Genomic DNA, 25,597 nt, shown 5'->3' on the forward strand with positions numbered 1-25,597 from the left:
CTCCGGTCAGAATTGGGCGGTGACGGCGGCGCTGACGCCGTTCTCGCGGTAGTGGTCGCCGGTGTTGCTGCGGTGGCGGTTGTGGCGCAGGTCGAGGCTGGCGCGCAGGCCGGGCCGTAGCTGGTGGCTGAGTCCGGCCACGATCACGCTGTTGCGGTCCTCCCTGGCCGTGGTGAGCGACTGGACAAGGGCCCGGCTGGCTGCCAGGTTCAGTTCGCTGCGCGGCGACAGGCGCCAGTTCCAGCCCAGCTGGACCGCGCTCTGGCGGGTCCGGTCCTGCAGTTCCAGCGATTCCGGCCCGCTGAGGATGATGCTGTCCACGGCGCTGCTGGTTTGGGCCGTGCGCGCGGTGCCGGACCAGCCCAAGGTCACGGTGCTGCGGGCGCCGGCGTACAGGGCCGAGGCCTGGGCCTGCTTTTGCAGGAAATAGCGGTGGCTGAAATAATTGACGTTGCCGCTGGCGCCCAGCAACTGGGACAGGGCCAGGAACAGGCGCACGGCCTGGCCGCGCTGCACCGGATCGGGTATGCGGGGCTGCCACAGCTGGTACAAAAAGTCGCTGAGTCCACTGGGCGGCACGCTCAGGAACTGGGCCTGGCTGGTGCTGATGTCCTCGTGGTAGCCCAGCGCCAGGTATAGCCGGCGCAGCTGCCAGTGGGCGTCCAGGCTGCCTGTGTTGCCGAAATAGCGTCGTCCCAGGCTGGCGTCCACGCTGGTGTGGGACGAGGGCGCCCAGCGCATGCCAGCCGACCAGTAGCGGCCCTGCGGCTGCACTCCAGTGGCCTGGTAGTCGCTCTTTTCGTAGCCGCCGGACACGTGGACCGACAGCGATCGGCCCAGCGCGTGGCCGAGGCCCAGGCCGGCGTCGGTGCGCAGCACCGGCGCCATTGCGCTATCCTGGATGTCCTGGCGGCTGGCGCGCAGGCTCCAGTCCCAGCCGGCGCGCTCGCCAGTGATGCGCAGGCTGGCCTCGCGGGTGTGGGCGTCGAGCAGCTTGCCGCTGCTGACCTGGCTGTAGCCATAGCGCAGCTCGATACCGGCCAGGCCGCGCAGCTCGCGGTGGAGATAGGGGCTGACGCTGAGGCTGCGCACGGTGCGGCTGTTGCCGCCGGCCAGGGCCGTGTCGGCTTGCGGGCCGAAAGCCGACACGTACTGCTGGCTGATGCTGGCGCGTGCATCGAGGTATAGCAGGGTTGGCGCCAGCACGCCGTGGCCGCCGGCTTCCAGCTGCTGGCGCAGCTGGCTTGCGCGGCGGCTGTAATGCAGGGCCTGCAGCGCGTAGTCCAGACTCAGCCGGTAGGAGCGGCCGGCCGCGCTCACCAGCAGGGCCGGCGTCAGCTCCGTGATGACTTCGCCATGGGCCTGCGCCGACGCGGCCAGGTCGGCGTTGTCCGTGTAACTCTCGCGTAGCCGCACGCTGGGCGCTACGCTCCAGTCGGCGGCGCGCGTGGCGGCAGGCAGCAGCAGCGCCGCCAGCGCCATCCAGCGGCCGCCGGCCGGGCTGCTAATCGTAATAGCCATAGTATTCGCCGCCGGGGAAGGTACGGGTCTTGTTGTAAATCAGGTTGATGTGGGTGTTGTGCTCGATGTGGCGCAGCGCTTCGCGCACCGCGTGCTGGGTGGTGGTGCCGGCCTCCACCACCATGACGATCTGGCCCATCTGGGCCGCCAGCACGCCAGCCTCGGTGGTCATCAGCAGCGGCGGCGAATCGAAGATGACGATGCGGTCGGCATAGCGCTCGGCGATCTCGTCCAGGAGCCGGCTCATGCCGCCGCTGGCCAGCAGCTCGGTGGCGTTGCGGTGGGCCCGCCCGGATGGCAGCACGCTGAGCTGGGCGATATTGGTCTTGAGGATGACGTCGGCCAGGTCCAGCTCGCGCTGCAGCAGCACGTCCATCAGTCCCGGCAGTGGCGGCAAGCCCAGCACTTTCAAGACGGAGGGGCGCGCCACATCGGCGTCCACCAGCAGCACCGTGATATCCATTTCCATGGCGATGCTCATGGCCAGGTTGACGGCGCAATAGGTCTTGCCCTCGCCCGGCAGGGCGCTGGTGACGACGATCAGGTTGCCGTGCCGTAGTGGCGCCTCTCCTTTTGCGCCGCGCGCCAGGCGCAGCAACGGCCGCTTGATGATGCGGAAATCCTCGGCCACCGGGGTGCGGCCGGCATCCCTGGTGACCATGCCCAGCTGTGCCAGGCGGGCCAGGTCGATGTCGATCTGGCGCCGGCTGGCGGCGCCGTGCACCAGGGATTGCAGGGCCTGCTGTTCCATGTCGCGCTCCAGGTTAGCTAGTAAGAGAGCCAGGCGGCGGCCATCACTCCGCCATAGCCCAGGACCAGGCAGGACAGGGCGGCGCCGAACCAGTACTGTGCCCGCCGGCGCTTGCGGCGCTCGGCGTCGGTCCAGTTCATGGACACCGTGCCCAGCACCGGCAGGCCGGTCGCGCTGCGCAGGTCGGCCAGGGTGAGGAAGGTGGGACGGATTTGGCTGGCCACCAGGGCCGCCGCGGCGCCGGCCAGCAGCGCCCCGGCCAGCACCACGCTGTAGAGCAGGGCGCGGCGCGGCCCGGCCGGGGTGGCGGGCACGGCGGGCGGATCGATGATCTTAAACGTCATCATCTCGGTGGTCGAACTGAGGTCGCCCGACATACGGGCCGCCTCGCGCCGCGCGATCAGCTTTTCATAGTTGTCCTTGTTGACCTGGTAATCGCGGTTCAGTTGGGCCAGCTGCGATTCGACTTCCGGCACGGCGTTGCTCTGCGCCTGCAGGCGGGCGTGGCGGGCTCCGTATTCCCGCACCCGGGCGCGGATCGCGGCCACCTTGGCGTCGGCCTCGGTCGCGGCCACCTTGAGCTGTTGCAGCATGGGGCTGTAGTTCCTGCCGGGATCGCCAGCGGGCTGGCGCTTGGCGAGCTCTTCCCTGCGCTGCTCCAGCTGGGCCAGCAGGCGCCTGGCCGCGACGATGTCCGGATGCAGCTCCGTGTATTGCAGGCGCAGCGTATCCAGGCTTTTGTTCAAGGCCGTGATACGCGCCTCCAGCTCGGGATCGCCGCCGGCCGATGGCGCCAGGGCGGCGTCCAGCACCGGTTCGTCGCCGCTGATCTGGCCCTGGATGGCCTTGCGCGCCTGCTCCGCCTCCAGCAATTCCAGCTGCGCCGCGGCCAGGGCATCCGCCGACATCTGCAGCTGGGCGCCGTATTCCAGGCCCTGGCGCGGCAGCACGCCGTTGTGGCGCAGCTTGAAGTCCTTGACAGTGTTCTCGGCTGCGACCAGTTTTTCCTCGTAGGAATTGATCTGGTCCTCGATGAATTGCACGGCTTTCTGGCTGTCGCCCTTCTTGTCCTTGAAGCTGCCCTCGACAAAGATGGTCAGCAGCGATTGCACCACGTCGCGTGCCAGACGCGGGTTGCTGTGGTTGTAGGTGATGGTGTAGATGTCGTAGCTGCCGGTGCCGGCGATCTTGATCTTGCTCATCAGCTCGTCCAGCTGCTCCTGGCGTTCGCGCGCGCTGCGCGCCTTCAGGTCCAGGTCCACCATGCGCGTCACGCGCTCGACATTGGGGCGGCTGAGCAGGGTGCGGCTCATGATGGAGACCTGCTGTTCCACGTTGGGCAGGGTGGTCATGCCGGACATCAACGGCTTGAGTATGCTTTGGGTGTCGACAAACACGCGCGCCATGGCCTGGTAGTCGTCCGGCAGGCTGGCGACCTTGGCCCAGCCCGCCACTGCTACCAGCCAGGCCACGGCCAGCGCTTGCCAGCGGTACTTCCAGATGCCCTGCAAGCTGGCCAATAGCTGGCTGACGATGTCCTGCATGGAATACTCCCTGGATGGGCGTGAGGGAGTTCAAATTATAGGGCGGGTGATTTTGCCATTTTGCTGAACCTGCCTGCTGCTTGAGCCAGATCAAGCAAGCCCATGCTGCTTTTCTGAATCATGGAATCCGGTCCAGTAAAGGGGAGGCATCATGAAACGTATTTGCACGGCCGCGCTGGCGGCCATCCTGGCCGGCGGCTGCGCCCAGCGCCTGCCGCCGGCGGGCGAGGTGGCGGCGCCGCCGCAGGCCGACTACCGCATCGCGGCCGGCGATGTCATCAGCATCAATGTGTGGCGCAACGCCGATGTGTCGCTGAGCGTGCCGGTGCGGCCCGACGGCAGGATCAGCGCCCCGCTGGTGGAAGACTTGCAGGCGGCCGGCAAGACCCCGACCGCGCTGGCGCGCGACCTCGAGCTGGCCCTGGCGAAATACATACAGCAGCCGCTGGTGACCGTGATCGTGACCAGCTTTGTGGGCCAGTACGAACAGCAGATCCGCGTCATCGGCCAGGCCGCGCGGCCGCAGGCACTGTCTTACCGCCAGGGCATGTCGCTGATGGATGTGCTGATCGCCGTTGGCGGCGTCACCGACTTTGCGGCAGGAAACAAGGCCACCATCGTACGCACGGTGGACGGCGAACGCCGCGCGCTGCGCGTGCGCCTGCAGGACTTGCTGCGCGACGGCGACATCTCGGCCAACGTGGCGGTGCTGCCCGGCGATGTGCTGGTGATACCCGAAAGCTGGTTCTGACACAGATTCTTGCTATTCGCACGGAACTTTTATCTTGCACGGAAGGTCAGATGAGCATGAGCCCCGTTTGCGCCATACGGCTGGGGCCGTGGACCTGAAAGGATACTACCGTGCATACCGACGACGCCATCATTTCCTTCGAAGCGGCCCCAGCGCTGCGCGACCTCGTGCTGGGGGAGGGCGCGCCCGCCACCCTGGAACACGAAATCGACCGCCAGACCTTCTTCATCCGCATGGCCAATTCCGCAGGCCGACGCGAGGCGGCCAGCCTGCTGCTGCGCAAGATGTACAGCTGGCGCGGCTACGCGGTGGACGCGGCCGCGCCCCACCCCATGAACCGCATCACCCTGTTTGCGGAAACTGGCGGCAGCACGGTAGGCACCATGACCCTGTGCATGGACGGCCAGCAGGACGGCTTGCCGGCCGACGAAAATTTTCGCGACCGGCTGGACCAGCTGCGCGGGCAGGGACGCCGGCTGTGTGAACCGTCACGGCTGGCGATCGACAAAGGCGTGTCCAAGCGTGTGTTTGCCGCGCTCATCCATATTTCCTACATCTATGCGCACAACATCCACGGCTACACCGACTATGTGATCGAGGTCAATCCGCGCCACGTGATGTTCTACAAGCGCATGCTGGGCTTCCAGGACTTTGGCGGACAGCGCCAGTGCAGCCGGGTGGGGGCGCCGGCGGTCCTGCTGCGCCTGGAACTCGGCTACATGGGCCAGCAGATCCGCAAGTTTGGCGGCCTGATGGAGCAGCCGGCCGAGGAGCGCTCGTTCTACCCCTACTTTTTTGCTGACAATGACGAGCCCGGTATTACGTCGCGGCTGATGCAGGGCCGCAATTGAGACGCCGTCAGCAACAACAGAAACAGCAGGGTGATGCGCGGCACGTCGATCAGGCTGTCAAACATGCCCACGCACAGGAAGGCGGCCAGCCCTGCCTGCCAGGGTGCGGCATCGGCACGGCCCTGCAGCCCGGCCCAGGCCGTCCAGACCAGGAACAACAGGCCCAGCAGTCCGGGCAGGCCGGTCTCGAAGTACACGTTCAACGGCAGGTTCTTGATGTGCCAGGGCAGGTGGTGGTGGTCGCTGCTGAAGAACCAATGGTCCTGCACGCGGCTGAAATCGCCGTTGCGCAGCAGTTCGCGGCCACTGTCCCTTTCCACCAGGCTGACTTCGGCTATGGCGACTCGGGCCCGTTGGCCCTCGGCGGCCAGCTCCAGCCACACGGGCGCGCCGTGCGTCAGGGGACCGGTGGCAAATGCCAGCGACCTCTGGCTCCAGCCGGCCCCGGCCGGTAGCGACACCATGGGCAGGCGCTGGCAGTTCTGCGGATACAGCAGCTGTCGCTCACACAAGCCGGGGCGCAGGAAGGCTGGCGGGCCCTCGTTATGCAATTCCAGACGCAGCAGATAGCCGGTATAAGGCTGGGCCTCGACCCGCTGCAGCATGCGCAGCAATTCACCATAGCCGGCCTGGTAGTCGCCGCCCAGCAGCAGCAGACTCCGCCTGCCGCCGGGGCCGTCCTGGTACTGATAGGCGGCGGGCTGCTCGCGCAGCGGATTATTCCAGTAATAGAGCGCAGGGAAGCGGCCCATGCCCATGCCCAGCCAATTCCCATCCATCAGGGCCAGCACGGTGCGCCAATGGCGCAGCCGCTCCTGCAGATCGTGTCCGATGCTACCCATGCGCACGCCGGCGTAGTCGCTGGAAGCCACCGGCATCACGACGGCGCCGCACAGCAGGGCGATGCCCCAGGCCCGCGCGGCGGCGCCATGCAAGCTGCGCTTGTGGACAAGCAATAGGAGGAGCGCCAGCATCAGCGACAGCGCGAGCGCCAGGGCCCGGTAGCCGGCCGCACCGTGCGCCTGGTACAGCACCAGCAAGGCCAGCGCAAAGCAGCCGGCCTGAGCCGGTTGCGCGCGCCGCCGATGCCGCCAATGGCCATGAGGCCGCTGCGCTGCGGCCAGCTGCATCATGGCCGCGACCGCCAGCCCCGCATACAGGCCGCGCGAGAACGTCGCCAGTGCGGTGTAGAGCGCCATCATCATCAAGCCCAGCCAAACGGCGCAGGCCAGCATGCCCGGCGCTGCGGGCACGACTGGCATGGATGTCCCGTCTGATCCGCCTGGCGGGGCCGTTGCCACCTGCATGGCGGGGCTCCGGGGAGAGGCACCAGCCGGCCAGTGCCATGATACGGTCCGGTACCATGGCAGTGCCAGTAGCGGCAAGCTGAGCGCCAGATAGCCATCGAGTGCCGCGCCGCCCGTGTGCATGGCCGAGAAAGGAGCGCTGATACGGTAGTCGGCAGAGAAATTGGTCATGCCGGGAAACAGCATGCGTTCCGCGATGGCCGCGCAGCACACCAGGAACAAGCCGGCCAGCATGCCGGGCAGCAGCAGGCGCCGCACATCGCCATCCCGGGCCAGGGTGCGCCGCAGCAGCGGCAGCAGGATCAGCAGCCATAGCCAAGGCTTGCCGACCCGTAACGCATTCATGGGACTGAGGTAATTGTTGTAGCTGTTAATGCCGGGGTGCGGCCAGGGCAGCAGCACCCGCGCCGTGCCTCCCAGGCAGAGCGCTAAAAGCAAGCCCAGCGCCACGCGGTAGGCCGGCGGCAGCACCGCCGGCGCCGGCGCCAGCCCGGCAATGCGGGCGTAGCCGCAGGTGGCCGCCACCAACAGCAGCAAGTCCAGCTCCTCCAGGAAGAACCAGCCGGTCAGCGGCGCCAGGTCCAGCACTGGCAGCAAGGCCAGCAGCAGTGGCAGCCACAACCAAGGGCGCCACAGCACGGCCGCGCCGTATGCCGCGAGCACCAGCCATAAGCCGTGCTCGCGCCAGGGATACACGCACAAGGCAGCGGTCAGCACCGCGGCCCAGGCCAGGGCTGCCAGGCGCCAAGCCGCTACAGCCTGGCCAGCCATGCCTGCACTTCATCGTGATGGGCATAGTGCTTGGCCGTCAGAAGCGGCGCGAGCTGGCGGCGGGCGTCGGCCCGCTGGCCGTTCTTGGCCAGGCCGACGCCCAGGTGGAACTGGATGTCGGGCGCGGCCGGCGCCAGACCGGCCGCCTTTTGCAGCAGCGGCAGGGCGCGCGCCACCTTGCCTTGTTCCAGCAGCAGCCAGCCCAGGGTGTCCAGCACGGCCGGGTGGCCGCCCGCCAGCAGGCCGGCCCGCTCTGCCAGCGCCAGCGCGCGCGGGTCCTGCTTGCGGTGGTACAGCCAGGCCAGGTCGTTGAGGGCGGCGGCGTGCGAGGGATCGCGCGCCAGCACCAGCTCGTATTGGCGCACGCTCTCGTCCTCTCTGCCGTCCGCCAGCAGCTGGGCGGCGTAGCTGGCGCGGCTCTCCTGGTCGGCAGGATGGGCAGTCAGCCAGGCTTGCACCAGGCTGTCCCCCTCGCCGCGGCGGCCCGCCGCGCGCAAGCCACGCTGCAGCGGGAGCAGCGTGTCCGCGCTAGCGTGCAGGCCATGGGCCTTGCGGTACAGGGCCAGCGCGGCATCGTGCCGGCCCTGGGCCGCCAGCACGTCGGCCTCCAGCCGGTAGCCCAGCGCGCCGTCCGGCCGCAGCTGCTGGAACTTGCGCGCCGCCAGCAGGGCATCGCCGTGCTGGCGGCGCTGCACCAGCAGCTGTACCAGGGCCAGCTGGGCCTGCGGCAGCAACGGCTGCAGCAGCAGGGCTTTCTTCACCGCCTGCAGGGCGCCGGCGGGATCGCGCGCAGCCTGCCTGGCGCCGGCGATCCGCATCTGCAGTTCGGCTGTACGCGGCTGCAGCAGTTCCAGCTTGCGGTAGCTGTCCAGCGCCTCGCGCGGCTGGCCGGCCTGCAGCTGCAGGCCGGCCAGCAAGGCTAGCGCATCGGTGCTGGCGGGATCGGCCGCCTGCAGCTTGTGCGCCAGCAGCAGCGCTTTTTCGTGTTCGCCCACCCGCCCGTAGAAGTTCGCCAGCCGCATGGATGGCTCGGGCGCGTCAGGATTGTCGCGTGCGGCGCGCTCCAGCCAGTCACGGGCCGCCGCCGGCTGCCCCATGTTCAGCGCCAGCCGCGACAGGGCGGTCATCAAGGCGGTATTGTTCTTGTCCTTGGCCAGGGCAGCCTCCAGGCGCTGGCGGGACCGTTCCGGCTGGTGTTCGGCAAGATCCAGTTCGGTCAGGTTGTCGAGTGCCGGCAGGTAGCCCGGTGCGGCGGCCACGGCACGCTCGAAGGCCGCACGGGCTCCGGCCACGTCGCGCTTCATCAGCAGCACACCGCCCCGGAGGTTGTGCAAAAGCGGGTTGTCCGGCTGCTGTGCCTGCATGCGGGCGATGGCCGCCAGCGCCTGGTCATACTGGCCGCTGCGCATGCGCGTCAGGGCCAGCAGCACGCCGGCGCGGGTGGAACCAGCGTCCAGCGCGGCTGCCTGCTCCAGCTGCTCCACGGCGCGGCCGTCGTCACCCATGGCGATGCGGCTCATGCCCAGCGCCGCGTGGTACATGGCCTTGCCGGGCGCCAGCGTGCTGGCGGCCTGGAAATATTCGTTGGCTTGCTCGTAGTGCTTGAGCCGCATGTGGATTTCTCCGGCCAGCGCCATCATCTGCGCGTCTTCGCGGCCGGATGGCAGCAGAGGCCCCAGCACGGCCAGGGCCTGCGCCGCCTCACCCTGCTTGAGCAGGCCGCCGGCCAGCAGCTTGCTGGCATAGGGGTTGCCGGGATGGGCGTCCAGGAATAGCCGCAGGTGCTGCCCGGCCTCCTGCGGCGCGCCCAGCCCCTGCTGCACGGCGCCCATCAACAGGTGGGCAGGAAGATGCTCCGGGGCGGCGCGCAGCACCAGTTGCAGTTGCTCGCGCGCAGGCTTGAGCCTGCCTTCGCCAAAGTCCAGCAAGGCCTGGGTGTACAGCAGCAGCACGCTATTGGCCGAGATGCGGCGCGCCTCTGCCAGCACCTTGCGGGCCAGGGCAAATGCGCGCATCTCGATGTGCAGGTTGGCCAGGTCTATGCGCGCCAGCAACTGGGATGGCTTGAGCTTGAGCACCATGGCGTGGGCCGCCAGCGCTTCAGGGAAGCGGCCCTGCTGGCGCAGCAGGTCGGCCTGGAACCGCCAGGCTTCCGCAAAGGTATGGTCGGCGGTAATGGCTTGCCCGGCCAGCGCCAGGGCGCGCTCCACCTCCTGCCCGGCCAGCGCCAGCCTGGCCTGGCCCAGCAGGGCGCCGGGGTGGTGCGGCGCGGCGGCCAGCACGGCGTCGAAGACGGCGCGCGCCTGGCCGGGCCGGTTCAGTTGCAGCCAGGCCAGGCCGCGCAACACGTCCAGGCCGGGCTGCAGGCAGCAGCCCGCGACCGGCAGCTCGTCCAGCAGCTGCTGAGGGTGGCCCTGCATCAGCAGGGCGTAGCCCAATCCCTCCAGCAGGGCGCGCTGCTGCTGGCCTAGGGTGGCGGCGCGCCGGAACTCCTTTTCCGCCGACTGCAGATCGCCGCTGTCCACGTATATGGCGCCAAGCAACAGACGCGCATCGGCATGGCCCTGGCTGCGCTGCAGCAGGTTCTTGAGCTCGATGATGGCGGCCTGCGCCTCGCCCCTGGCGTAATATCCGCGCGCGGCGGCCAGCAGTTCGCTGTCGCCGCGCCACGGCTGGCAGGCGGCCAGCAGCGTGGCCAACAGCAGCGTGGCCAGCAGCGCGGTGCGGCGCATGGTCTGCTTGATTGGATCCGGCATGTCTGGCTCCCCTGGTGTCGGTACAGTAATCAGGGTAGGAAGAACAACCGCCGGCCTTGTTGAGGCGCCGCAAAGAAGGGCCGTTTGCGCTCCGTAGAATCGGCATCTCATCACGCCCACAAACGACGAGGTAGGATCATGGACACAGTAGCCGTGGTAGGACTGGGATATGTAGGCTTACCGCTGGCGGTGGCCTTCGGCAAGCGCCGCCCGACAATAGGATTGGACCAGTCTGAGCGCAAGGTGGCCAGCTACCGCCTGGGCGTCGATCCCTGCGGCGAGGTCCGTCCGGACGAGTTCGCCGCCGCGCGCCACTTGCGCGTGGGCAGCGATCCGGCCGCGCTGGCCGCCGCCGACTACATCGTGGTGGCGGTGCCGACTCCGGTGGACAGCGCCCACAATCCCGATTTCAGCGCCCTGGCTGGCGCCAGCGAGGCAGTCGGCCGCCACATGAAGGCGGGCGCGGTGGTCATCTACGAATCCACCGTGTATCCCGGCGCCACCGAGGAAATCTGCATTCCGCTGCTGGAGCGCTATTCAGGGCTGCGCTGGCGCCGCGATTTCCACGTCGGCTTCTCGCCCGAGCGCATCAATCCCGGCGACCGCGAGCACACCTTGCACACCGTTCGTAAGGTAGTGTCGGGCGACGACTGCGCCACCCTGGACAAGGTGGCCACGCTGTACGAGGAGGTGGTGCGGGCCGGTGTGCACCGTGCCTCCAGCATCAAGGTGGCGGAAGCGGCCAAGGTGATAGAAAACACCCAGCGCGACCTCAACATCGCGCTCATGAATGAGCTCTCGGTGATCTTCGACCGCTGCGGCATCGACACCCTGGAAGTGCTGGAGGCGGCCGGTACCAAGTGGAATTTCCTGCCGTTCCGGCCCGGCCTGGTGGGCGGCCATTGCATAGGGGTGGACCCCTATTATCTGACGCACAAGGCGGAAATGCTGGGCTACCATCCACAGGTGATCCTGGCCGGCCGCCGCATCAATGACGGCATGGCCAAGTTCGTGGCCGAGAAAACCGTCAAGCAAATGGTGCGGGCCGGCTTCAAGCTCAAGGGTTCCAGCGTCAACGTGCTCGGACTGACCTTCAAGGAGAACTGCCCCGACCTGCGCAATTCCAAGGTAGCCGACATGATACAGGAGCTGCAATCCTACGGCCTGCAGGTACATGTGCACGATCCGGTGGCCGATCCGGCCGACGCCCTGCACGAGTATGGCATCACGCTGCGCGCCTGGGATGAGCTACCGCGCGCGGAGGCCGTGGTCAGCGCCGTGGCGCACCGCGCGCTGGTGGTCCGCCCCTTGAGCGACTACCAGGACAAGGTGGTGCCGGGCGGCTGCTTTATCGACATCAAGTCGCAGTTCGACCAGCAGCAGCTGCGGGCCGGCGGGCTGTCGGTCTGGAGACTGTGATGCGGGCCGATTATGGCAACGGCACCCCGGCCGAATCGGCCTACCAGGCGGTGCGCGAGCGGCTGCTGCGCCAGCAGTACCGCTGGACCGTGACCGGCGTGGCCGGTTTCATCGGCTCGCACCTGCTCGAGTCCTTGCTGGAGCTGGGCCAGCAGGTTACCGGACTGGACAATTTCCTGACCGGCCAGCGCGACAACCTCGACCAGGTACGCGAGCGGGTAGGGGAGGCTGCCTGGCGCCGCTTCCGCCTGGTCGAGGGCGACATCCGCGACGGCGCCGCCTGCCGCGCCGCCTGCGAACAGGCCGACTACGTGCTGCACCAGGCGGCGCTGGGCTCGGTGGCGCGCTCCATCGAGGACCCCGTGCTCAGCACCGACATCAACATCACCGGCCACGTGGCGGTGCTGCAGGCCGCGCATGCGGCCGGGGTGCGGCGCGTGGTGTACGCCGCCTCCAGCGCCAGCTATGGCGACCATCCGGGCCTGCCCAAGCGCGAAGACCATACCGGCCAGCCACTGTCGCCCTACGCGCTGACCAAGTCGGTCAACGAATCGTATGCCGGCCTGTACGCGCGCTGCTACGGCCTGGAAAGCATGGGGCTGCGCTACTTCAATGTGTACGGGCCACGCCAGGACCCGCACGGCGCCTACGCCGCCGTGATTCCGCAATGGATTGCGGCCATGATGGAGCAGCGCAGCGTGTACATCCATGGCGACGGCGAGACCAGCCGCGACTTCTGCTATGTCGCGAATGTGGTGCAGGCCAACCTGCTGGCCGCCACCTGCACCCGGCCGGGGGCCGTCAACGAGGTCTACAACGTGGCCGTCAACGCCCGCACCAGCTTGAACGACCTGTGTCTGCAGCTGCATGCGCTGCTGCAGGAACGCTATCCGCACCTGCGCGATTTCCATCCCGTGTACGGTGACTTCCGCCCCGGCGACGTGCGCCATTCCCAGGCCGACATTTCCAAGGCCGCGACCCTGCTGGGCTACGCGCCCACCCACGACCTGGCGCGCGGGCTGCGCCACACGGTGCGCTGGCACATGGAGCGCCAGTTCCCCCGCGCTGCTGAATGAGCGGGTGGCGCGGCCTCAGCCGGCGCGGTCCCAGGGCGGAACGCCGTCGAACTCGGCGGCCAGGAAATCGATCATCACCCGCACCTTGGCGCTCAGGTGGCGACGGCTGGGATATATCGCCAGTACGTCCATCTCCGGCAGCTGGTAGCCGGGCAGCACGCGTACCAGGCGGCCGGCGCGCAAATCCGCCCCCACCAGGAAAGTCGGCTGCCAGATCAGGCCGGCGCCGCCCAGGGCAGCGCTGCGCGCCGTGTCGCCATTATTGGTCTGCATGGCGCAGTGCACTTTGACCATGTGCGGCTGGCCGGCCGGGTCCAGCAGCTGCCATTCGCTGGCCATGCTGGCGTAGCTGTAGCCTATGCAGCGGTGCGCGCGCAGGTCGTGCGGCTGCAGCGGCATGCCGTGGCTGGCGATATAGTCTGGCGAGGCGCACAGTACATTGTGCGAGGTGGCAAGCTTGCGCGCCACGTGCGACTGCGAGCCGGCGCGCGAGATGCGGATGGCCATGTCATAGCCTTCCTCGACGATGTCGACCACGCGGTCGGTCAGCGACACGTCCAGCTCGACTTCCGGATACAACCCCATGAAGCGTGGCCACAGCGATGCGAGATGCAGCACGCCAAAGCTGAGCGGAGCATTGATGCGCAGCAGACCACGCGGCTGCAAGGTCGCGGAGGACACGATGGCCTCGGCCTCGGCCACCTCGTCCAATATGCTTTTGGCACGTTCATACAATGCCTCGCCGCTGGCGGTCAGCGACATGCGGCGCGAACTGCGGTTCAGCAATCGGGTCTGCAGATGGGCTTCCAGGTCGCCGACGTAGCGGGTGACATTGGCGGGGGAGGTGGACAGGGCCTCGGCCGCGCGGGCAAATCCCTCGCGCCTGACTACCTCGACAAACACTTCCAGGGCGCGCAGCCGGTCCATGGACCATCCTCATTCACAAAATATGAATGTATTTTATAGAAAAGCGAGAGGGATGCCGGAACCGGCAATCAATGGAGGGCGAAATTGCTGTTGGCGGCTTCTTTGATCAACCTCACCGGGGCGATAGCTGCAGTGCTGTCCAGCGGCCTGGGGTCTCCATGCATGTTCACCAGGCCCAGGGCCGCCTGGGTATCGCCGGCGCGGGCGGCGCTTTCGAACAGGTGGCGTGCCTCGATCCGCTTGGCTGGCACGGCCAGGTAGCGCAGGGCCAGTTCGCGCTGCGCCACCGGGGAACCTTGTTCGGCCCATTCGCGCAGCCGGGCTTCAGCGGCGGTCTGGGTTTGCGGCCCCATGTGCAGGGCGGCGGCTTCAATCACTTCCGGCGTCGGGATCGCGTCTTCCTGGGCCTGGCAGGCAATCAGGGAGCCCACCGCGACCAGCACAGCGGACAGCAATACGCCAGACTTGTTGAATAATTCCATGTATACCTAACCCTTGCTTCACGTTACGGTGCGCTGCAGTATGTGCACTGCAGCATTATATCGGCTCTGGGAAAACTATCCAAGAAGAAATGATTTCCCCGAATAAATCTTGCGTTAAGCCCCTTTACTGGCCACACGAAAATGGCGGCGCACGCATCGCAGACGCCCCCGATTATGCAGTTGCCAAGAATATTAGCACGGTGACGTGGATCACACCGGACAGCGCTGCAGGGTGCGCTGTAAAAGTTGTAACCATTCGTTAGATGCAATGGAAGCGATACCAACCTGCCATGGATTGATGCGTTGCGGCATCAAGCCGCGTGCTGCCGCAACCAGTCATCTGCCTGGTCCAGCACCAGCCGGTATTCCTGTTCGAGGATGGCGTAGAAGGCGGGAATCTGGTCCGGTGCTGCCTCCGCCAGGGCCCGCTCCAGACGCAGTGAAGCCTGCACCAGGCGTTTGGCGCCCAGGCTGCCCACCGAGCCGCGCAGGCTGTGGAGGATGCGGCTGGCGTCGGTCAGGCGCTGTTCACGGATGGCGGCGCCGGCCTGTTCCAGCGGCTCCATGCCGGGCGCGGCGGCGTCGCGGACTATCTTCCCGACCACCGCGTACGCCTTGTCATCATTCCCCATGTATTTCAGTAGCGTATCGACAGAAAACACCTGATCCGCGTCGCCGGCTTGGGTGGGCTCGGACATGTATAGCTCCGTGGCAAGAGTAGAAAGATTCCATCATACTATCTCCGGCGCACGCGCTGCGCCAGTTTGCCTGGATGGCTATTGCTGGCTGGCGCCGAACTGCTGGGCCAGGGTCTGCAGGGGCGGGGCCGCCACCGCGTCGCGCACCCGTTCCGACGGCGGGGCCACGCGCACCGGCTGGCTGGTACCGTTGGCGGCGCGCAGCACGTTGCCGGTGGCTTCGGGCGCCGCGTCCCACACCGGGTTGTCCAGGCCTTCGAACACGCGCTTGAGCTGGTGGCCCCAGGTGTTGCGTATCATCTGGAAATACTGGTTGCGCTCGTCGATGGTGACGAAACGGGTCACGGCCAGGCTGCCGGCCTCGTACACCAGCATGTCCAGCGGCAAGCCAACGGAAATGTTCGAGCGCAAGGTGGAATCCATGGAAATCAGCGCGCACTTGGCTGCCTCATCCAAACTGCTGGCCGGACTGACCACGCGATCCAGGATGGGCTTGCCGTACTTGGCTTCGCCAATCTGGAAATAGGTGTTTTCGTTTTGCGATTCGATGAAATTGCCGGCCGAATAAATCTGGAACAGGCGGCAGCGTTCGCCCTTGATCTGGCCGCCGAACAGGATGCCGACGTTGAACTCGATGCCGAATTCGGATAGCGCCCTGGCGTCGCGCTCATGCACGGTGCGCACCGCCTCGCCCAGGATACGGGCTGCCTCGTACATATTGGGCGCGTCCCAGATGCTCCTGCCGTCCGCGCTCAGGTGCTCGGACACCAGCTGGCGTATCGACTGGGAAATCGACAAATTTCCCGCCGTCATCATCACCATGACGCGCTCACCCGGTATCTCGAACACACTCATCTTGCGGAAGGTACCGACCTGGTCCACGCCCGCATTGGTGCGCGAATCCGACAAGAAAACCAGCCCGGCGTCCAGGCGCATGCCTACACAATAAGTCATCTCTGCAATATCACGTAAAAGGTATATACGGTATTTTACACGCCGCGTATTTCGAGCCGGAAAGTTTCTTGGCCTGGGTCACTGCTGCAGCACTTGCACCTGCACCTCGACCGCCAACGCTTCGGTACCGCCGCCACGCCGCACACCCCGTATGGGCGCGGCGGCGTCGTAATCGCGACCCACGGCCAGGCGGCAATAGGCGTCCGTCATCAGGCGCGCGTGGGTCACGTCTATGCTGACCCAGCCGGTGTAGTCGTGGTCGTTGACCCAGGCGTCCACCCAGGCGTGGCTGGCGGCCAGGCCCGCGGCGCCCGGATCCATGTAGCCCGACACATAGCGGGCCGGAATGCCGTGCGCATGGCAGCAGGCCAGGAACAAGTGGGCGTGGTCCTGGCACACGCCCTGGCCCAGGGCCAGGGCTTCGCTGGCGGTGCTGCCGGCGTCGGTTGCACCGCTTTGATACCGGACCGCACCAAAGATGTGCTCGGCCAGGCGCATGAAGTCGCGGGTCTGCCCGCGCCCGTCCGGCAGGCAGGCCGCCGCCAGCTCCAGGATGGCGGGATTCGGCATGGTGGGCCGGGTCGGCACCGTGTAGATCAGCGGCGACAGGCCATGGTCGCGCGGTATGCGTCCCTCGGGCGGACAACTGGTCTGCACCACGCCGGCCGCCACGATCAGCAATTCGTCGTGCGGCGTGTTCAGGGTCAGCATGTGCGACAGGTTGTGGTAGGCGTCCGTATAGGCATGCACATGGCCGGGCATGGATAGCTGCCAGGATTGCACCTGCTGCTGCGGCTCGGTGCGCGGGGTCAGGTGCAGCTGCTGTATGGTGTAGGCCTGGGGTGAGCTGTAGCTGTATCGTGTTTCGTGGCGTATAGACAATTGCATATGGTTCCCCCCTCAAGCCGCCAGCGGCACCAGGAAATCACGGCTGACGCGGTTGCCCAGTTCGTAGATATCCTGCAGGAATTGGGTCAGCGTGTCGTGCAGGCCGGCCTCCAGGATGTCGGCGATGCGGGCGAACTTGAGCTCGGCATGCAGCTTGCCGGCGAAGCGCTCGGTATCGGCCGACAGGTCGTTGCGCACCTCGCGCAGGTTGACCACCACCTCGTCCATGCAGGCCAGCAGCGAACGCGGCATGTCGCCGCGCAGCATGAGCAGCTCGGCAATACGGGCCGGGGTGATCACGTCGCGGTACACCTTGCGGTAGATCTCGAAGCCGGACACGGAGCGCAGCAGCGCCGCCCAGTAGTAGTAATCGCGCTGGCTGTCCTCGCCGGCTCCCTTGGGATTGTGGAACTTCACGTCCAGGATGCGGGCCGTATTGTCGGCTCGTTCCAGGAAGGTGCCCAGGCGGATGAAGTGCAGGGCGTCGTCGCGCAGCATGGTGCCCAGGGTGACCCCGCGCGACAGGTGTGAGCGGTACTTGACCCATTCGAAGAAGCGGGCGGGATCGCTTTCCAGCAAATCCGTCTTCAGGTGGGCCAGCAGTTCCAGCCAGGTCTGGTTCTGGATTTCCCACACTTCCGTGGTCAGGGCGCCGCGCACGGCGCGGGCGTTCTCGCGCGCCGCCTTCAGGCAGGCCGCGATCGAGGACGGATTGTCGGGGTCGCGCACCATGAAATCGATCACGGCGGCCGCTTCCAGGCTGGCGTATTTCTGGTCGAACGCGCATTGCAGCTCGGAAATGCCGAGCATGGCGCGCCAGCCCTGGGCGGCGTCGGCGGCCGATTGCGGTAGCATGGACGTCTGCACGTTCACGTCCAGCATGCGGGCGGTGTTTTCGGCGCGCTCTGTGTAGCGCGCCATCCAGAACAGATGGTCGGCGGTATGGCTGAGCATGGTCTCTCCTTATTCTTCCAGTATCCAGGTATCCTTGGTGCCCCCGCCTTGCGAGGAATTGACCACCAGCGAGCCTTCCTGCAGGGCGACCCTGGTCAGGCCGCCCGGCACCATGGAAATGGTCTTGCCGGACAGCACGAAGGGCCGCAGGTCGATGTGGCGCGGCGCGATGCCGCTCTCGACATAGGTGGGGCAGGCCGACAGCGCCAGCGTCGGCTGGGCGATGTAGCCGTCCGGCTTGGCCAGCAGGCGCTGGCGGAAGTTCTCGATCTGCTGCCTGGTCGAGGCCGGCCCAACCAGCATGCCGTAGCCGCCCGCCCCGTGCACTTCCTTGACCACCAGCTCGGGCAGGTTGGCCAGGGTGTACTCCAGGTCTTCCTTCTTCCTGCACTGGTAGGTGGGCACGTTGTTCAGTATCGGCTCCTCCGATAAATAAAACTTGATCATGTCCGGCACGTAGGGGTAGATGGACTTGTCGTCCGCCACCCCGGTGCCGATGGCGTTGGCCAGGGTAACGTGGCCGGCGCGGTAGACCGACAGCAGGCCCGGCACGCCCAGCGCGGAATCCGGGCGGAACGCCAGCGGATCGAGGAAATCGTCGTCCAGGCGGCGGTAGATCACGTCCACCCGCTTGGGACCCTGGGTGGTGCGCATGTACACGGCATTGTTATTGACAAACAAGTCCTTGCCCTCGACCAGTTCCACGCCCATCTGCTGGGCCAGGAAGGCGTGCTCGAAATAGGCCGAGTTGTACATGCCGGGCGTCATCACCACCACGGTGGGATCGTTGACGCCCATGGGCGCCACCGAGCGCAGGTTGTCGAGCAGCAGGTCGGGATAGTGGTCGACCGGCGCCACCTTGTTGCGCGCAAACAGCTCGGGGAACAGCCGCATCATCATCTTGCGGTCTTCCAGCATGTAGGAGACGCCAGACGGCACCCGCAGGTTATCCTCCAGTACATAGAACTCGCCCTGGCCGGCGCGCACGATATCGACGCCAGCGATGTGGGCGTAGATGTCGGATGCCACGTTTATGCCCTGCATCTCGGGCCGGTACTGGGCATTCTTGTAGATTTGCTCGGCGGGGATGATGCCGGCCTTGATGATGTTCTGGTCGTGGTAGATATCGTGGATGAACATGTTCAGGGCCTGCACCCGCTGCGCCAGGCCTTTCTGCATGCTGCGCCATTCAGCCGCCGGAATGATGCGCGGGATGGTGTCGAACGGTATCAACCGTTCGGTGCCGGCGTCGTCGCCGTAGACGGCAAAGGTGATGCCGACCCGGCGGAAGGTCAGGTCGGCTTCGGCGCGCTTGCGCTCCATGGTGGCGGCGGGCTGTCGCTGCAGCCAGTGGCAAAACTCACGGTAGTGGTCGCGGATCTGGGCGCTGGTCTCGTGTCCCAGGCCATCAGCAGTCATTTCATTGAAGAACTTTGCCATGTTGTTTCCCGAGTTGATTACATTTACGGAATATCAAGAAACGTGCCAAGAAAAATGCACCACGACGGTGCGCCAGCATAAAGCCAACGCTTTGCACCCACGCCGAGTTAATACACTTGTGCAACAACCGGGAGCGGCTCATACTCGCTCCAGCGCGATAAACATTGTTTTTGCACATGGATTTCGACCGGCTGATACTAGACCAGACCCCAGGCGGCGTCGTGGTCACCACCCGCCAGGGCGTGGTGGTGCACTGGACCCGTGGCGCCGCACAGATTTTCGGATACCATGCCGGCGAGGCGGTGGGGCATGCGCTTGCCGCACTGATCGACTTGCCGGACGCCACCAGCCTGCATCCCAGCAGCCCGCACGAGCTCAACGACAAGGGGGTGCATGGCTACGAATGCCTGCGCCGGCGCAAGGATGGCTCGCTGGTCTATGTGGACGTGGCCAGCCGCGCCATCCTCGACGAGGCCGGCCAGATCGAATACATCCTGCTGCGCACCAGCGACATGACGGAGCGCAAGGCGCTGCGCGACGCCAAGCTGGTGGAAGCCAGGTATTTGGCATTGCTGGAATCGACCCCGGACGGCATCCTCATGACCAATGCCACCGGCCGCATCGTGCTGGCCAACAGCCAGGCAGAGCGGCTGTTCGGCTACCAGCACGGCGAGCTGCGCGGCCAACCGGTCGAAGTGCTGCTGCCGGAGCGCTTCCGCCACGCCCATGTGGGCCACCGCAGCACCTATTTCAAACAGCCGCGCAGCCGTACCATGGGAGCCGGGCTGGAACTGTACGGCTTGCGCAAGGACCAGGTCGAGTTCCCGGTCGAGATCAGCCTCAGCCCGCTGCAGACCGAGGAAGGCGCCATGGTGATGAGCGCCATCCGCGACATCACGGAACGGCGCAAGGCGGAGCAGAAATTCCGCGGCCTGCTGGAATCGGCGCCGGACGCCATTGTCATCGTCAACCGGCAGGGAGAGATCGTGCTGGTCAATACCCAGACCGAGTCGCTGTTCGGCTACCCGCGTCAGGAGTTGCTCGGCAAGAAGGTGGAAGTGCTGATACCGGAGCGCTACACCCACCAGCATCCAGCGTTCCGCGCCGGTTTCATCGGCCAGCCGCGGCCGCGTTCCATGGGCGCCGGGCTGGAACTGCATGGCTTGCGGCGCGACGGTAGCGAGTTCCCGGTCGAGATCAGCCTCAGTCCGCTGGAAGTGGAGGGCGAGGTGCTGGTCTCCAGCGCCATCCGCGACATCACGGAACGCAAGCGGGTGGACCGCGCCCTGCAAGAAAAAAGCGCCGAGCTGGAACGGGCCAACCAGGCCAAGGACCGGTTCCTGGCCAGTATGTCGCACGAGCTGCGCACCCCGCTCAACGCCATCCTCGGCTTTGCCCAGCTGCTGGACAACGACAGTCTGCCCATCACGCCGGCGCAGCGCAAGGAATTCACCGCCTGCATCCTGAGCGCCGGCCAGCACCTGCTAACCCTGATCAACGAGACCCTGGACCTGGCCAAGGTGGAATCGGGCGCCATTTCGCTGTCGATGGAGGCGGTGGCGCTGGGGCCGCTGATGGACGAGCTGCGCGCCATGATGGAGCCGCTGGGCCAGCCACGCAGCATCCGCCTGGTGTTCCCGCGCCAGGTGGGCTGGAGCGTCACGGCCGACCGCACCCGGCTGCGCCAGGTGGTGCTCAACCTGCTGTCTAACGCCATCAAGTACAACCGCGAGCACGGCACGGTGGCGGTGGAATGCACGCCGGTGGCTGCCGACCGGGTCCGCATCTCGGTGCAGGACACCGGGGTCGGCATGAGCGAGGCCCAGATGGCGCAGCTGTTCCAGCCCTTCAACCGCCTGGGGCAGGAGGGCGCCTCCCAGGAAGGCACCGGCATCGGCCTGGTGCTGACCAAGCGCCTGGTCGAATTGATGGGCGGCGCCATCGGATTCCAGAGCGCGGTGGGCATCGGCAGCCGGTTCTGGATCGAATTTTGCGGCGAACCGGACCCGGCGCCGGAGGAGCCGCCGCCGTCCGCCATCGGCGTGGCGGACGGGCCGCTGCTGCTGTACGTGGAAGACAATCCCGCCAACCTGCGCCTGGTCGAGCAAATCCTGCTGTTCCAGAACAAGCTGCGCATGATCTCCGCTGTGGATGGCGAGACCGGGGTCGCACTGGCGCGCGCGCACCGCCCGGCCGTGATCCTGATGGACATGAATTTGCCGGGCATCAGCGGGCTGGAGGCCATGCAGCGGCTGCGCCAGCATCCTGAAACGGCGCCCATCCCGGTGATCGCCCTGACCGCCAGCGCCATGCCGCACGAGGTGCAGCAAGGGCTGGCGGCCGGTTTCTTCCGCTACCTGACCAAACCGGTGGACGTGGCAGCACTGAACGAGGCGCTGGACAGCGCCCTGGCGGGGAGCTGAGCATGGCCGTGATCCTGATCGTCGACGACCACGTCCTGAACCGCCACTTCCTCAGCGCCTTGCTGGGATTCGGCCACCACCAGCTGCACCAGGCAGCGGACGGCGACGAGGGCCTGGAACAGGTGCGCCGCCACCGGCCCGACCTGATCGTCACCGACATCATGATGCCGCGCATGAATGGCTACGACTTCATCCGCGCCGTGCGCGACGGCGCCGCCGGCGAGTGGGCCCGCCAGCTGCCGGTGATCTTCTACACCTCGACCTATAGCACGCACGAGGCCAAGGCCATGGCGCGCGAGTGCGGGGTGCGCTGGGTGCTGCAGAAGCCGTCTCCGCCGCTGGCCATCCTGCGCGCCGTGCACCAGGCCCTGGCCCTGCCGCTGCCGTCGGCTACGCCTGCCGTACCCGCCGCACCCGGCAAGCTGGGCGCGCCGCTGCTGGGCGGCCTGGAGGAACGGCTCAACTCCTGCCTGCAGGATGCCGAGCGCAGCAGCCACCAATTGAGTGATCCGACGCGCCCCGGCCCGGACGCCGGCGCCGGCGAGCAACTGGCGTCCTCGCTGGAGGAACTGCAGTCGGTCAGCCTGCGCCTGACGGCCCTGATCGACATGGGCATGGAAATGACGCGGGCGCGCGACCCGGCCGCGCTGCTGGCCCAGGCCTGCAAGCTGGCGCGCCACCTGGGCGTCGCGCGCTACGCCGTGATCGGCATAGTCGATGACGGTGGCTGGCGCCTGCGCCACGTCACCACCCTGGGCATGGAAGCGGACCAGGAGCAGGAGCTGGCGTGCACCATCCCGGAAAGCGGCATATTGCGCCGCCTGCTGCGCGAACGCGCCACCGAACGCCTGCACGGCAGCGATTGCGCCCCTGCGAAGCTGGGGCTGCCGCCCGGCCATCCGGCCGTGCACAGCTTCCTGGGCGTGCCGGTCGGCAGTTCCGAGCGCAACTACGGCTGGATTTACCTCGCCAACAAGCTGGGGACGCGCGAATTCAGCGAAGTCGACGAGCGCACCGTGGCCACCGTCGCCACCCAGCTGGCCCTGGCCTATGAAAACCTGCTGCTGTACGAGCGCATCCAGGACCACGTGCACCAGCTGCAGGGCGACCTGATCGAGCGCCAGCGCATCGCCGGCCAGCTGCGCGAGAGCGAGAGCCGGTTCCGGCAGATCGCCGAACACATCGATGAAGTGTTCTTCCTCACCGATGTCGTGTACGACAAGCTGCTCTACATCAGCCCTGCGTACGAGCAGGTATGGGGACAGACCTGCGCCTCCGTGGTCGATGATCCGCGCGCCTGGATGGCGTCCATCCATCCGGACGATGCGCCGCGGATCCGCGCGCTGGTGGCGCAGCGCGGGCTGGAGGGCTTTGAGTACCAGTACCGCATCGTGCGGCCGGACGGCCAGGTGCGCCATGTACGCAGCCGCGGCTTTCCCATCCGCGACGAGAACGGGGTGGTGTACCGCATGGCGGGATTGGCGGCCGACGTCACCGTGCAAGCCCGCATGCAGGAGCGCATCACCAGCCTGAGCCAGCTGTACGCCGTGCTGAGCGGGATCAATTCCGCCATCGTGCGTATCCACGACCGCGACGAATTGCTGCAGGAAGCCTGCCGGGTGGCGGTCAGCCAGGGCGCTTTCCACCTGGCCTGGGCCGGCGTGGTGGACGCCGACACCATGGAGGGCAGGGTGGTGGCCTGCCAGGGCGCACCGCAGGCCTATGTGGACCGCATCAGCTTCAGCGCCGATCCGGCCTCGCCGCAGGCCGGCCGCCCGGCCAGCCAGGCGGTGCGCGAGCAGCGCCAGGTGATCAGCGACGACATCGCCACCGACCCGGCCATGGCGCCACTGCGCGACGAGCTGCTCAGCCACGGCCTGCGCTCGCTGGCCGTGCTGCCGCTGGGGGTGGACCAGCGCAGCTGCGCCGTGATCGCGCTGTTTTCCACCGAGCGCGGCTTTTTCGCCCAGGAAGGGCGGCTGACCCTGCTGGACGAACTGGCCGGCGACTTGTCCTTCGGCCTGCAATACATTGCGCGCGAGGAAAGGCTGCATTACCTGGCCTACTATGATGTACTGACCGGCCTGCCCAACAGCATGCTGTTCCAGGACCGCCTGCAGCAGCTGATCCACACCACGCCGCGCGAGGCGTGCGCGGCCGTGATCTCGATCAACCTGGACCGCTTCGCCCAGGTCAACGACGTGTACGGCCGCCACGTGGGCGACGCCGTGCTCAAGCAGTTGGGCGCGGCCCTGCAGTCCGGGCTCCCAGCGCCCTGCAGCGCGGCCCGCATCGGCGGTGACAGCTTTGCCGTGGCGCTGGGTTCGCTGGCGGCCGGCGAGCGCACCGCGGCCTGGCTGGAAACCAGGCTCACCAGGCTGCTGGAGCAACCGCTGATGGTGGGGCGGCAGGAGATACGCCTGGCGGTCAGGCTGGGCATCGCCATCTACCCGGGCGACGGCGGCAACGCCGAGCAGCTGTTCAAGAACGCCGAGGTGGCGCTCAACCGGGCCCGCCGCAGCGGCGAGCGCTGCGTGTTCTATGCGCCGCAGATGAATGAATCGCTGAGCGCCAGCCTGGCGCTGGAGACGGCGCTGCGCCAGGCCCTGGAGTCGGGCCAGTTCAGCATGTACTACCAGCCCAAGGTGAGCCTGGAGTGCGGCAGGGTGGTGGGCGCCGAGGCCCTGATACGATGGCGCCATCCGGAACGGGGGCTGGTGCCACCGGCCGAATTCATCCCGCTGGCCGAGCAGACCGGACTCATCGTACCCATGGGCGAATGGATCATCGACAGCGTGTGCGCACAGCAAGCGGCCTGGCGCGCCGCCGGGCTGGAGACGGTGCCGGTGGCCATCAACCTGTCGGCCCTGCAGTTCCGCAAAGGCAGCCGGCTGCAGCAGACCATCAGCGCGGCACTGCACAAGCATGGCGTGGCGGCTGCCGAGATCACCTTTGAACTGACCGAATCGGCCGTGATGGAGGACCCGGAGCAGGCCGCCGCCCACCTGCGCGGCTTGAAGCAGCTGGGGGTCAAGCTGTCGCTGGATGATTTCGGCACCGGCCATTCCTCGCTGGCCTACCTGAAGCGCTTCCCCTTCGACCAGGTCAAGGTGGACCGCTCCTTCATCACGGACGTGACCAGCAGCGTGGAGGACGCGGCCCTGGTGGCCGCCATCATCGCGATGGGCCACAGCCTGGGGCTGGGGGTGGTGGCGGAGGGGGTGGAGACGGCCTCGCAGCTGGCCTTCCTGCGGCGGCTGCGCTGCGACGAGTTGCAGGGATATTATTTCAGCCCGCCCCTGCCGGCAGCCGGCTTAGGCGAGCTGCTGGCCAGCGGCAGGCGCATGGAAGCGCCCGTCGAGGCCGCGCCGGAACAGGCCGGGCTGCTGGTGCTGGACCAGGATCCGGCCCGGCTGGCGGCATTGCGACGCCAACTGGCCGACCAAGGCTATCAGGTGGCGATGGCGCCGCTACAGCCCGGCGTTTAATACTTGTCGTCCAGGCTGCCGCCGGAGTAATTACCGCTGGTGCTGCCGGTCGTGCCGGTGGTGCTGCCCGTAGTGCCGCCCATCGACTGCGAGCCGGACAGGCTGCCGCCTTGTGCGCCGAGGCTGCCGCTTTGCAGCGTGCCGCTGCCGGAACCCATCACGCTGCCGCTGGAGGTGACGGAGCCCGGCGCGCCCTGCTGGGTGCCGTAGAAGCTGTGGATCTGGGTGCCGAACTCGGTGCTGGCCATGTCGGGCCAGTTGTCCTTGTCGAAGCCAGGCGCGTTTTTCAGGTGGTCCTTGCTGACGTCCAGGATGAAGCGCTTGTTGACGGTGTCCAGTTGCAGGCTCTGCCATGGCACGGCAAACAGCTTGTCGCCCATGCCCAGCCAGCCGCCGAAGGACAGCACGGCATAGGCCACCGAGCCGCTGCGCATGTCGAGCATGATTTCCTTGATGTCGCCCAGGTCTTCCTCCTGGCGGTTGTAGACGTCCTCGCCGATCAGGGTGTCGGCGCCCATCAGGCGCGGGCCGGGGCCGCTGTTGTCGTCGTAGTCACGGTAGATGCCGAAGGTGTCGCGGTCTAAGTAGCTCATGAT

Annotated in this window: 19 protein-coding genes; 6 read left to right on the forward strand and 13 right to left on the reverse strand. The window is 67.0% G+C overall.

Going from position 1 to position 25,597, the window contains the following annotated elements; translation table 11 throughout:
* Positions 1 to 6: 6 nt before the first annotated feature.
* From ACLB1G_RS00315 to ACLB1G_RS00325, 3 genes are read right to left on the reverse strand one after another with little or no spacing between them, the layout of a single operon-like run.
* Positions 7 to 1,521, reverse strand: coding sequence for a TIGR03016 family PEP-CTERM system-associated outer membrane protein (locus tag ACLB1G_RS00315; protein WP_491625174.1), 1,515 nt, complete (start codon positions 1,519 to 1,521; stop codon positions 7 to 9).
* The gene (locus ACLB1G_RS00320) at positions 1,505 to 2,272 is read right to left on the reverse strand and encodes an XrtA-associated tyrosine autokinase (RefSeq protein ID WP_491625175.1); all 768 of its coding nucleotides are present in this window, start codon (positions 2,270 to 2,272) and stop codon (positions 1,505 to 1,507) included. Before ACLB1G_RS00320 ends, ACLB1G_RS00315 begins: the two co-directional genes overlap by 17 nt.
* A gap of 17 nt (positions 2,273 to 2,289) precedes the next feature.
* Positions 2,290 to 3,816, reverse strand: a complete 1,527-nt coding sequence (locus ACLB1G_RS00325) for an XrtA system polysaccharide chain length determinant (protein ID WP_491625176.1) — start codon at positions 3,814 to 3,816, stop codon at positions 2,290 to 2,292.
* A 151-nt stretch (positions 3,817 to 3,967) separates the two neighbouring features.
* On the opposite strand from ACLB1G_RS00325, the gene ACLB1G_RS00330 reads away from it, so the two are divergent.
* Positions 3,968 to 4,567, forward strand: a complete 600-nt coding sequence (locus tag ACLB1G_RS00330) for an XrtA/PEP-CTERM system exopolysaccharide export protein (RefSeq protein WP_491625177.1) — start codon at positions 3,968 to 3,970, stop codon at positions 4,565 to 4,567.
* Between the two features lie 110 nt (positions 4,568 to 4,677).
* Positions 4,678 to 5,418, forward strand: coding sequence for an N-acyl amino acid synthase FeeM domain-containing protein (locus ACLB1G_RS00335; protein ID WP_491625178.1), 741 nt, complete (start codon positions 4,678 to 4,680; stop codon positions 5,416 to 5,418).
* Here ACLB1G_RS00335 and ACLB1G_RS00340 read toward each other — a convergent pair.
* Positions 5,355 to 7,496 (reverse strand): hypothetical protein, encoded by a 2,142-nt coding sequence (locus ACLB1G_RS00340; protein ID WP_491625179.1) that lies wholly within the window; start codon positions 7,494 to 7,496, stop codon positions 5,355 to 5,357. The two genes, ACLB1G_RS00335 and ACLB1G_RS00340, sit on opposite strands and share 64 nt — an antisense overlap.
* A complete protein-coding gene (gene prsT / locus ACLB1G_RS00345; RefSeq protein WP_491625180.1) occupies positions 7,478 to 10,252 on the reverse strand; it encodes an XrtA/PEP-CTERM system TPR-repeat protein PrsT in 2,775 nt (924 codons plus the stop codon). The genes ACLB1G_RS00340 and prsT overlap by 19 nt, the downstream gene beginning before the upstream one ends.
* 138 nt (positions 10,253 to 10,390) lie before the next feature.
* Here prsT and ACLB1G_RS00350 point away from each other — a divergent pair, with 138 nt between their 5' ends.
* Both ACLB1G_RS00350 and ACLB1G_RS00355 read left to right on the forward strand, forming a co-directional pair.
* Entirely contained in the window at positions 10,391 to 11,671 is a 1,281-nt protein-coding gene (locus ACLB1G_RS00350) for a nucleotide sugar dehydrogenase (RefSeq protein ID WP_491625181.1), read from the forward strand.
* Positions 11,671 to 12,747 (forward strand): SDR family oxidoreductase, encoded by a 1,077-nt coding sequence (locus tag ACLB1G_RS00355; protein WP_491625182.1) that lies wholly within the window; start codon positions 11,671 to 11,673, stop codon positions 12,745 to 12,747. The genes ACLB1G_RS00350 and ACLB1G_RS00355 overlap by 1 nt, the downstream gene beginning before the upstream one ends.
* Positions 12,748 to 12,762: 15 nt before the next feature.
* Here the strand turns inward: ACLB1G_RS00355 and ACLB1G_RS00360 are convergent, their stop codons facing one another.
* From ACLB1G_RS00360 to ACLB1G_RS00390, 7 genes are all read right to left on the reverse strand, one after another.
* On the reverse strand, positions 12,763 to 13,674 hold the full coding sequence (locus tag ACLB1G_RS00360) for a LysR family transcriptional regulator (RefSeq protein ID WP_491625183.1): 912 nt from the start codon (positions 13,672 to 13,674) through the stop codon (positions 12,763 to 12,765).
* Positions 13,675 to 13,742: 68 nt separating this feature from the next.
* The gene (locus tag ACLB1G_RS00365) at positions 13,743 to 14,156 is read right to left on the reverse strand and encodes a hypothetical protein (protein ID WP_491625184.1); all 414 of its coding nucleotides are present in this window, start codon (positions 14,154 to 14,156) and stop codon (positions 13,743 to 13,745) included.
* A gap of 311 nt (positions 14,157 to 14,467) precedes the next feature.
* Positions 14,468 to 14,854 (reverse strand): Hpt domain-containing protein, encoded by a 387-nt coding sequence (locus tag ACLB1G_RS00370; RefSeq protein ID WP_491625185.1) that lies wholly within the window; start codon positions 14,852 to 14,854, stop codon positions 14,468 to 14,470.
* Between the two features lie 78 nt (positions 14,855 to 14,932).
* Positions 14,933 to 15,808, reverse strand: coding sequence for a proteasome-type protease (locus ACLB1G_RS00375; RefSeq protein ID WP_491625186.1), 876 nt, complete (start codon positions 15,806 to 15,808; stop codon positions 14,933 to 14,935).
* A 78-nt stretch (positions 15,809 to 15,886) separates the two neighbouring features.
* A complete protein-coding gene (locus ACLB1G_RS00380) occupies positions 15,887 to 16,696 on the reverse strand; it encodes a transglutaminase family protein (protein ID WP_491625187.1) in 810 nt (269 codons plus the stop codon).
* Positions 16,697 to 16,708: 12 nt separating this feature from the next.
* Positions 16,709 to 17,650, reverse strand: coding sequence for an alpha-E domain-containing protein (locus ACLB1G_RS00385; RefSeq protein WP_491625188.1), 942 nt, complete (start codon positions 17,648 to 17,650; stop codon positions 16,709 to 16,711).
* Between the two features lie 9 nt (positions 17,651 to 17,659).
* Complete coding sequence (locus tag ACLB1G_RS00390) at positions 17,660 to 19,090, reverse strand: circularly permuted type 2 ATP-grasp protein (protein WP_491625189.1); 1,431 nt, start codon at positions 19,088 to 19,090, stop codon at positions 17,660 to 17,662.
* A 176-nt stretch (positions 19,091 to 19,266) separates the two neighbouring features.
* Here ACLB1G_RS00390 and ACLB1G_RS00395 point away from each other — a divergent pair, with 176 nt between their 5' ends.
* Both ACLB1G_RS00395 and ACLB1G_RS00400 read left to right on the forward strand, forming a co-directional pair.
* Complete coding sequence (locus tag ACLB1G_RS00395; protein WP_491625190.1) at positions 19,267 to 21,513, forward strand: PAS domain S-box protein; 2,247 nt, start codon at positions 19,267 to 19,269, stop codon at positions 21,511 to 21,513.
* A gap of 2 nt (positions 21,514 to 21,515) precedes the next feature.
* Positions 21,516 to 25,001 carry an EAL domain-containing protein gene (locus tag ACLB1G_RS00400; protein WP_491625191.1) on the forward strand — a complete coding sequence of 1,162 codons (3,486 nt, stop codon included), beginning with the start codon at positions 21,516 to 21,518 and terminating at the stop codon, positions 24,999 to 25,001.
* Here ACLB1G_RS00400 and ACLB1G_RS00405 read toward each other — a convergent pair.
* Positions 24,998 to 25,594, reverse strand: coding sequence for a PRC-barrel domain-containing protein (locus ACLB1G_RS00405; RefSeq protein ID WP_491625192.1), 597 nt, complete (start codon positions 25,592 to 25,594; stop codon positions 24,998 to 25,000). The two genes, ACLB1G_RS00400 and ACLB1G_RS00405, sit on opposite strands and share 4 nt — an antisense overlap.
* Positions 25,595 to 25,597 lie beyond the last annotated feature (3 nt).

Source organism: Duganella kummerowiae, from assembly GCF_053572355.1.

Excerpts from the sequence above, each read along its gene's own strand:
- ACLB1G_RS00360 (WP_491625183.1), bottom strand. The coding sequence starts at position 13,674 with ATGGACCGGCTGCGCGCCCTGGAAGTGTTTGTCGAGGTAGTCAGGCGC.
- ACLB1G_RS00320 (WP_491625175.1), bottom strand. The coding sequence starts at position 2,272 with ATGGAACAGCAGGCCCTGCAATCCCTGGTGCACGGCGCCGCCAGCCGG.
- ACLB1G_RS00375 (WP_491625186.1), bottom strand. The coding sequence starts at position 15,808 with ATGACTTATTGTGTAGGCATGCGCCTGGACGCCGGGCTGGTTTTCTTG.
- ACLB1G_RS00330 (WP_491625177.1), top strand. The coding sequence starts at position 3,968 with ATGAAACGTATTTGCACGGCCGCGCTGGCGGCCATCCTGGCCGGCGGC.
- ACLB1G_RS00390 (WP_491625189.1), bottom strand. The coding sequence starts at position 19,090 with ATGGCAAAGTTCTTCAATGAAATGACTGCTGATGGCCTGGGACACGAG.
- ACLB1G_RS00370 (WP_491625185.1), bottom strand. The coding sequence starts at position 14,854 with ATGTCCGAGCCCACCCAAGCCGGCGACGCGGATCAGGTGTTTTCTGTC.
- ACLB1G_RS00340 (WP_491625179.1), bottom strand. The coding sequence starts at position 7,496 with ATGGCTGGCCAGGCTGTAGCGGCTTGGCGCCTGGCAGCCCTGGCCTGG.
- ACLB1G_RS00385 (WP_491625188.1), bottom strand. The coding sequence starts at position 17,650 with ATGCTCAGCCATACCGCCGACCATCTGTTCTGGATGGCGCGCTACACA.
- ACLB1G_RS00325 (WP_491625176.1), bottom strand. The coding sequence starts at position 3,816 with ATGCAGGACATCGTCAGCCAGCTATTGGCCAGCTTGCAGGGCATCTGG.
- prsT (WP_491625180.1), bottom strand. The coding sequence starts at position 10,252 with ATGCCGGATCCAATCAAGCAGACCATGCGCCGCACCGCGCTGCTGGCC.
- ACLB1G_RS00355 (WP_491625182.1), top strand. The coding sequence starts at position 11,671 with ATGCGGGCCGATTATGGCAACGGCACCCCGGCCGAATCGGCCTACCAG.
- ACLB1G_RS00395 (WP_491625190.1), top strand. The coding sequence starts at position 19,267 with ATGGATTTCGACCGGCTGATACTAGACCAGACCCCAGGCGGCGTCGTG.
- ACLB1G_RS00365 (WP_491625184.1), bottom strand. The coding sequence starts at position 14,156 with ATGGAATTATTCAACAAGTCTGGCGTATTGCTGTCCGCTGTGCTGGTC.
- ACLB1G_RS00380 (WP_491625187.1), bottom strand. The coding sequence starts at position 16,696 with ATGCAATTGTCTATACGCCACGAAACACGATACAGCTACAGCTCACCC.
- ACLB1G_RS00350 (WP_491625181.1), top strand. The coding sequence starts at position 10,391 with ATGGACACAGTAGCCGTGGTAGGACTGGGATATGTAGGCTTACCGCTG.
- ACLB1G_RS00405 (WP_491625192.1), bottom strand. The coding sequence starts at position 25,594 with ATGAGCTACTTAGACCGCGACACCTTCGGCATCTACCGTGACTACGAC.
- ACLB1G_RS00400 (WP_491625191.1), top strand. The coding sequence starts at position 21,516 with ATGGCCGTGATCCTGATCGTCGACGACCACGTCCTGAACCGCCACTTC.
- ACLB1G_RS00315 (WP_491625174.1), bottom strand. The coding sequence starts at position 1,521 with ATGGCTATTACGATTAGCAGCCCGGCCGGCGGCCGCTGGATGGCGCTG.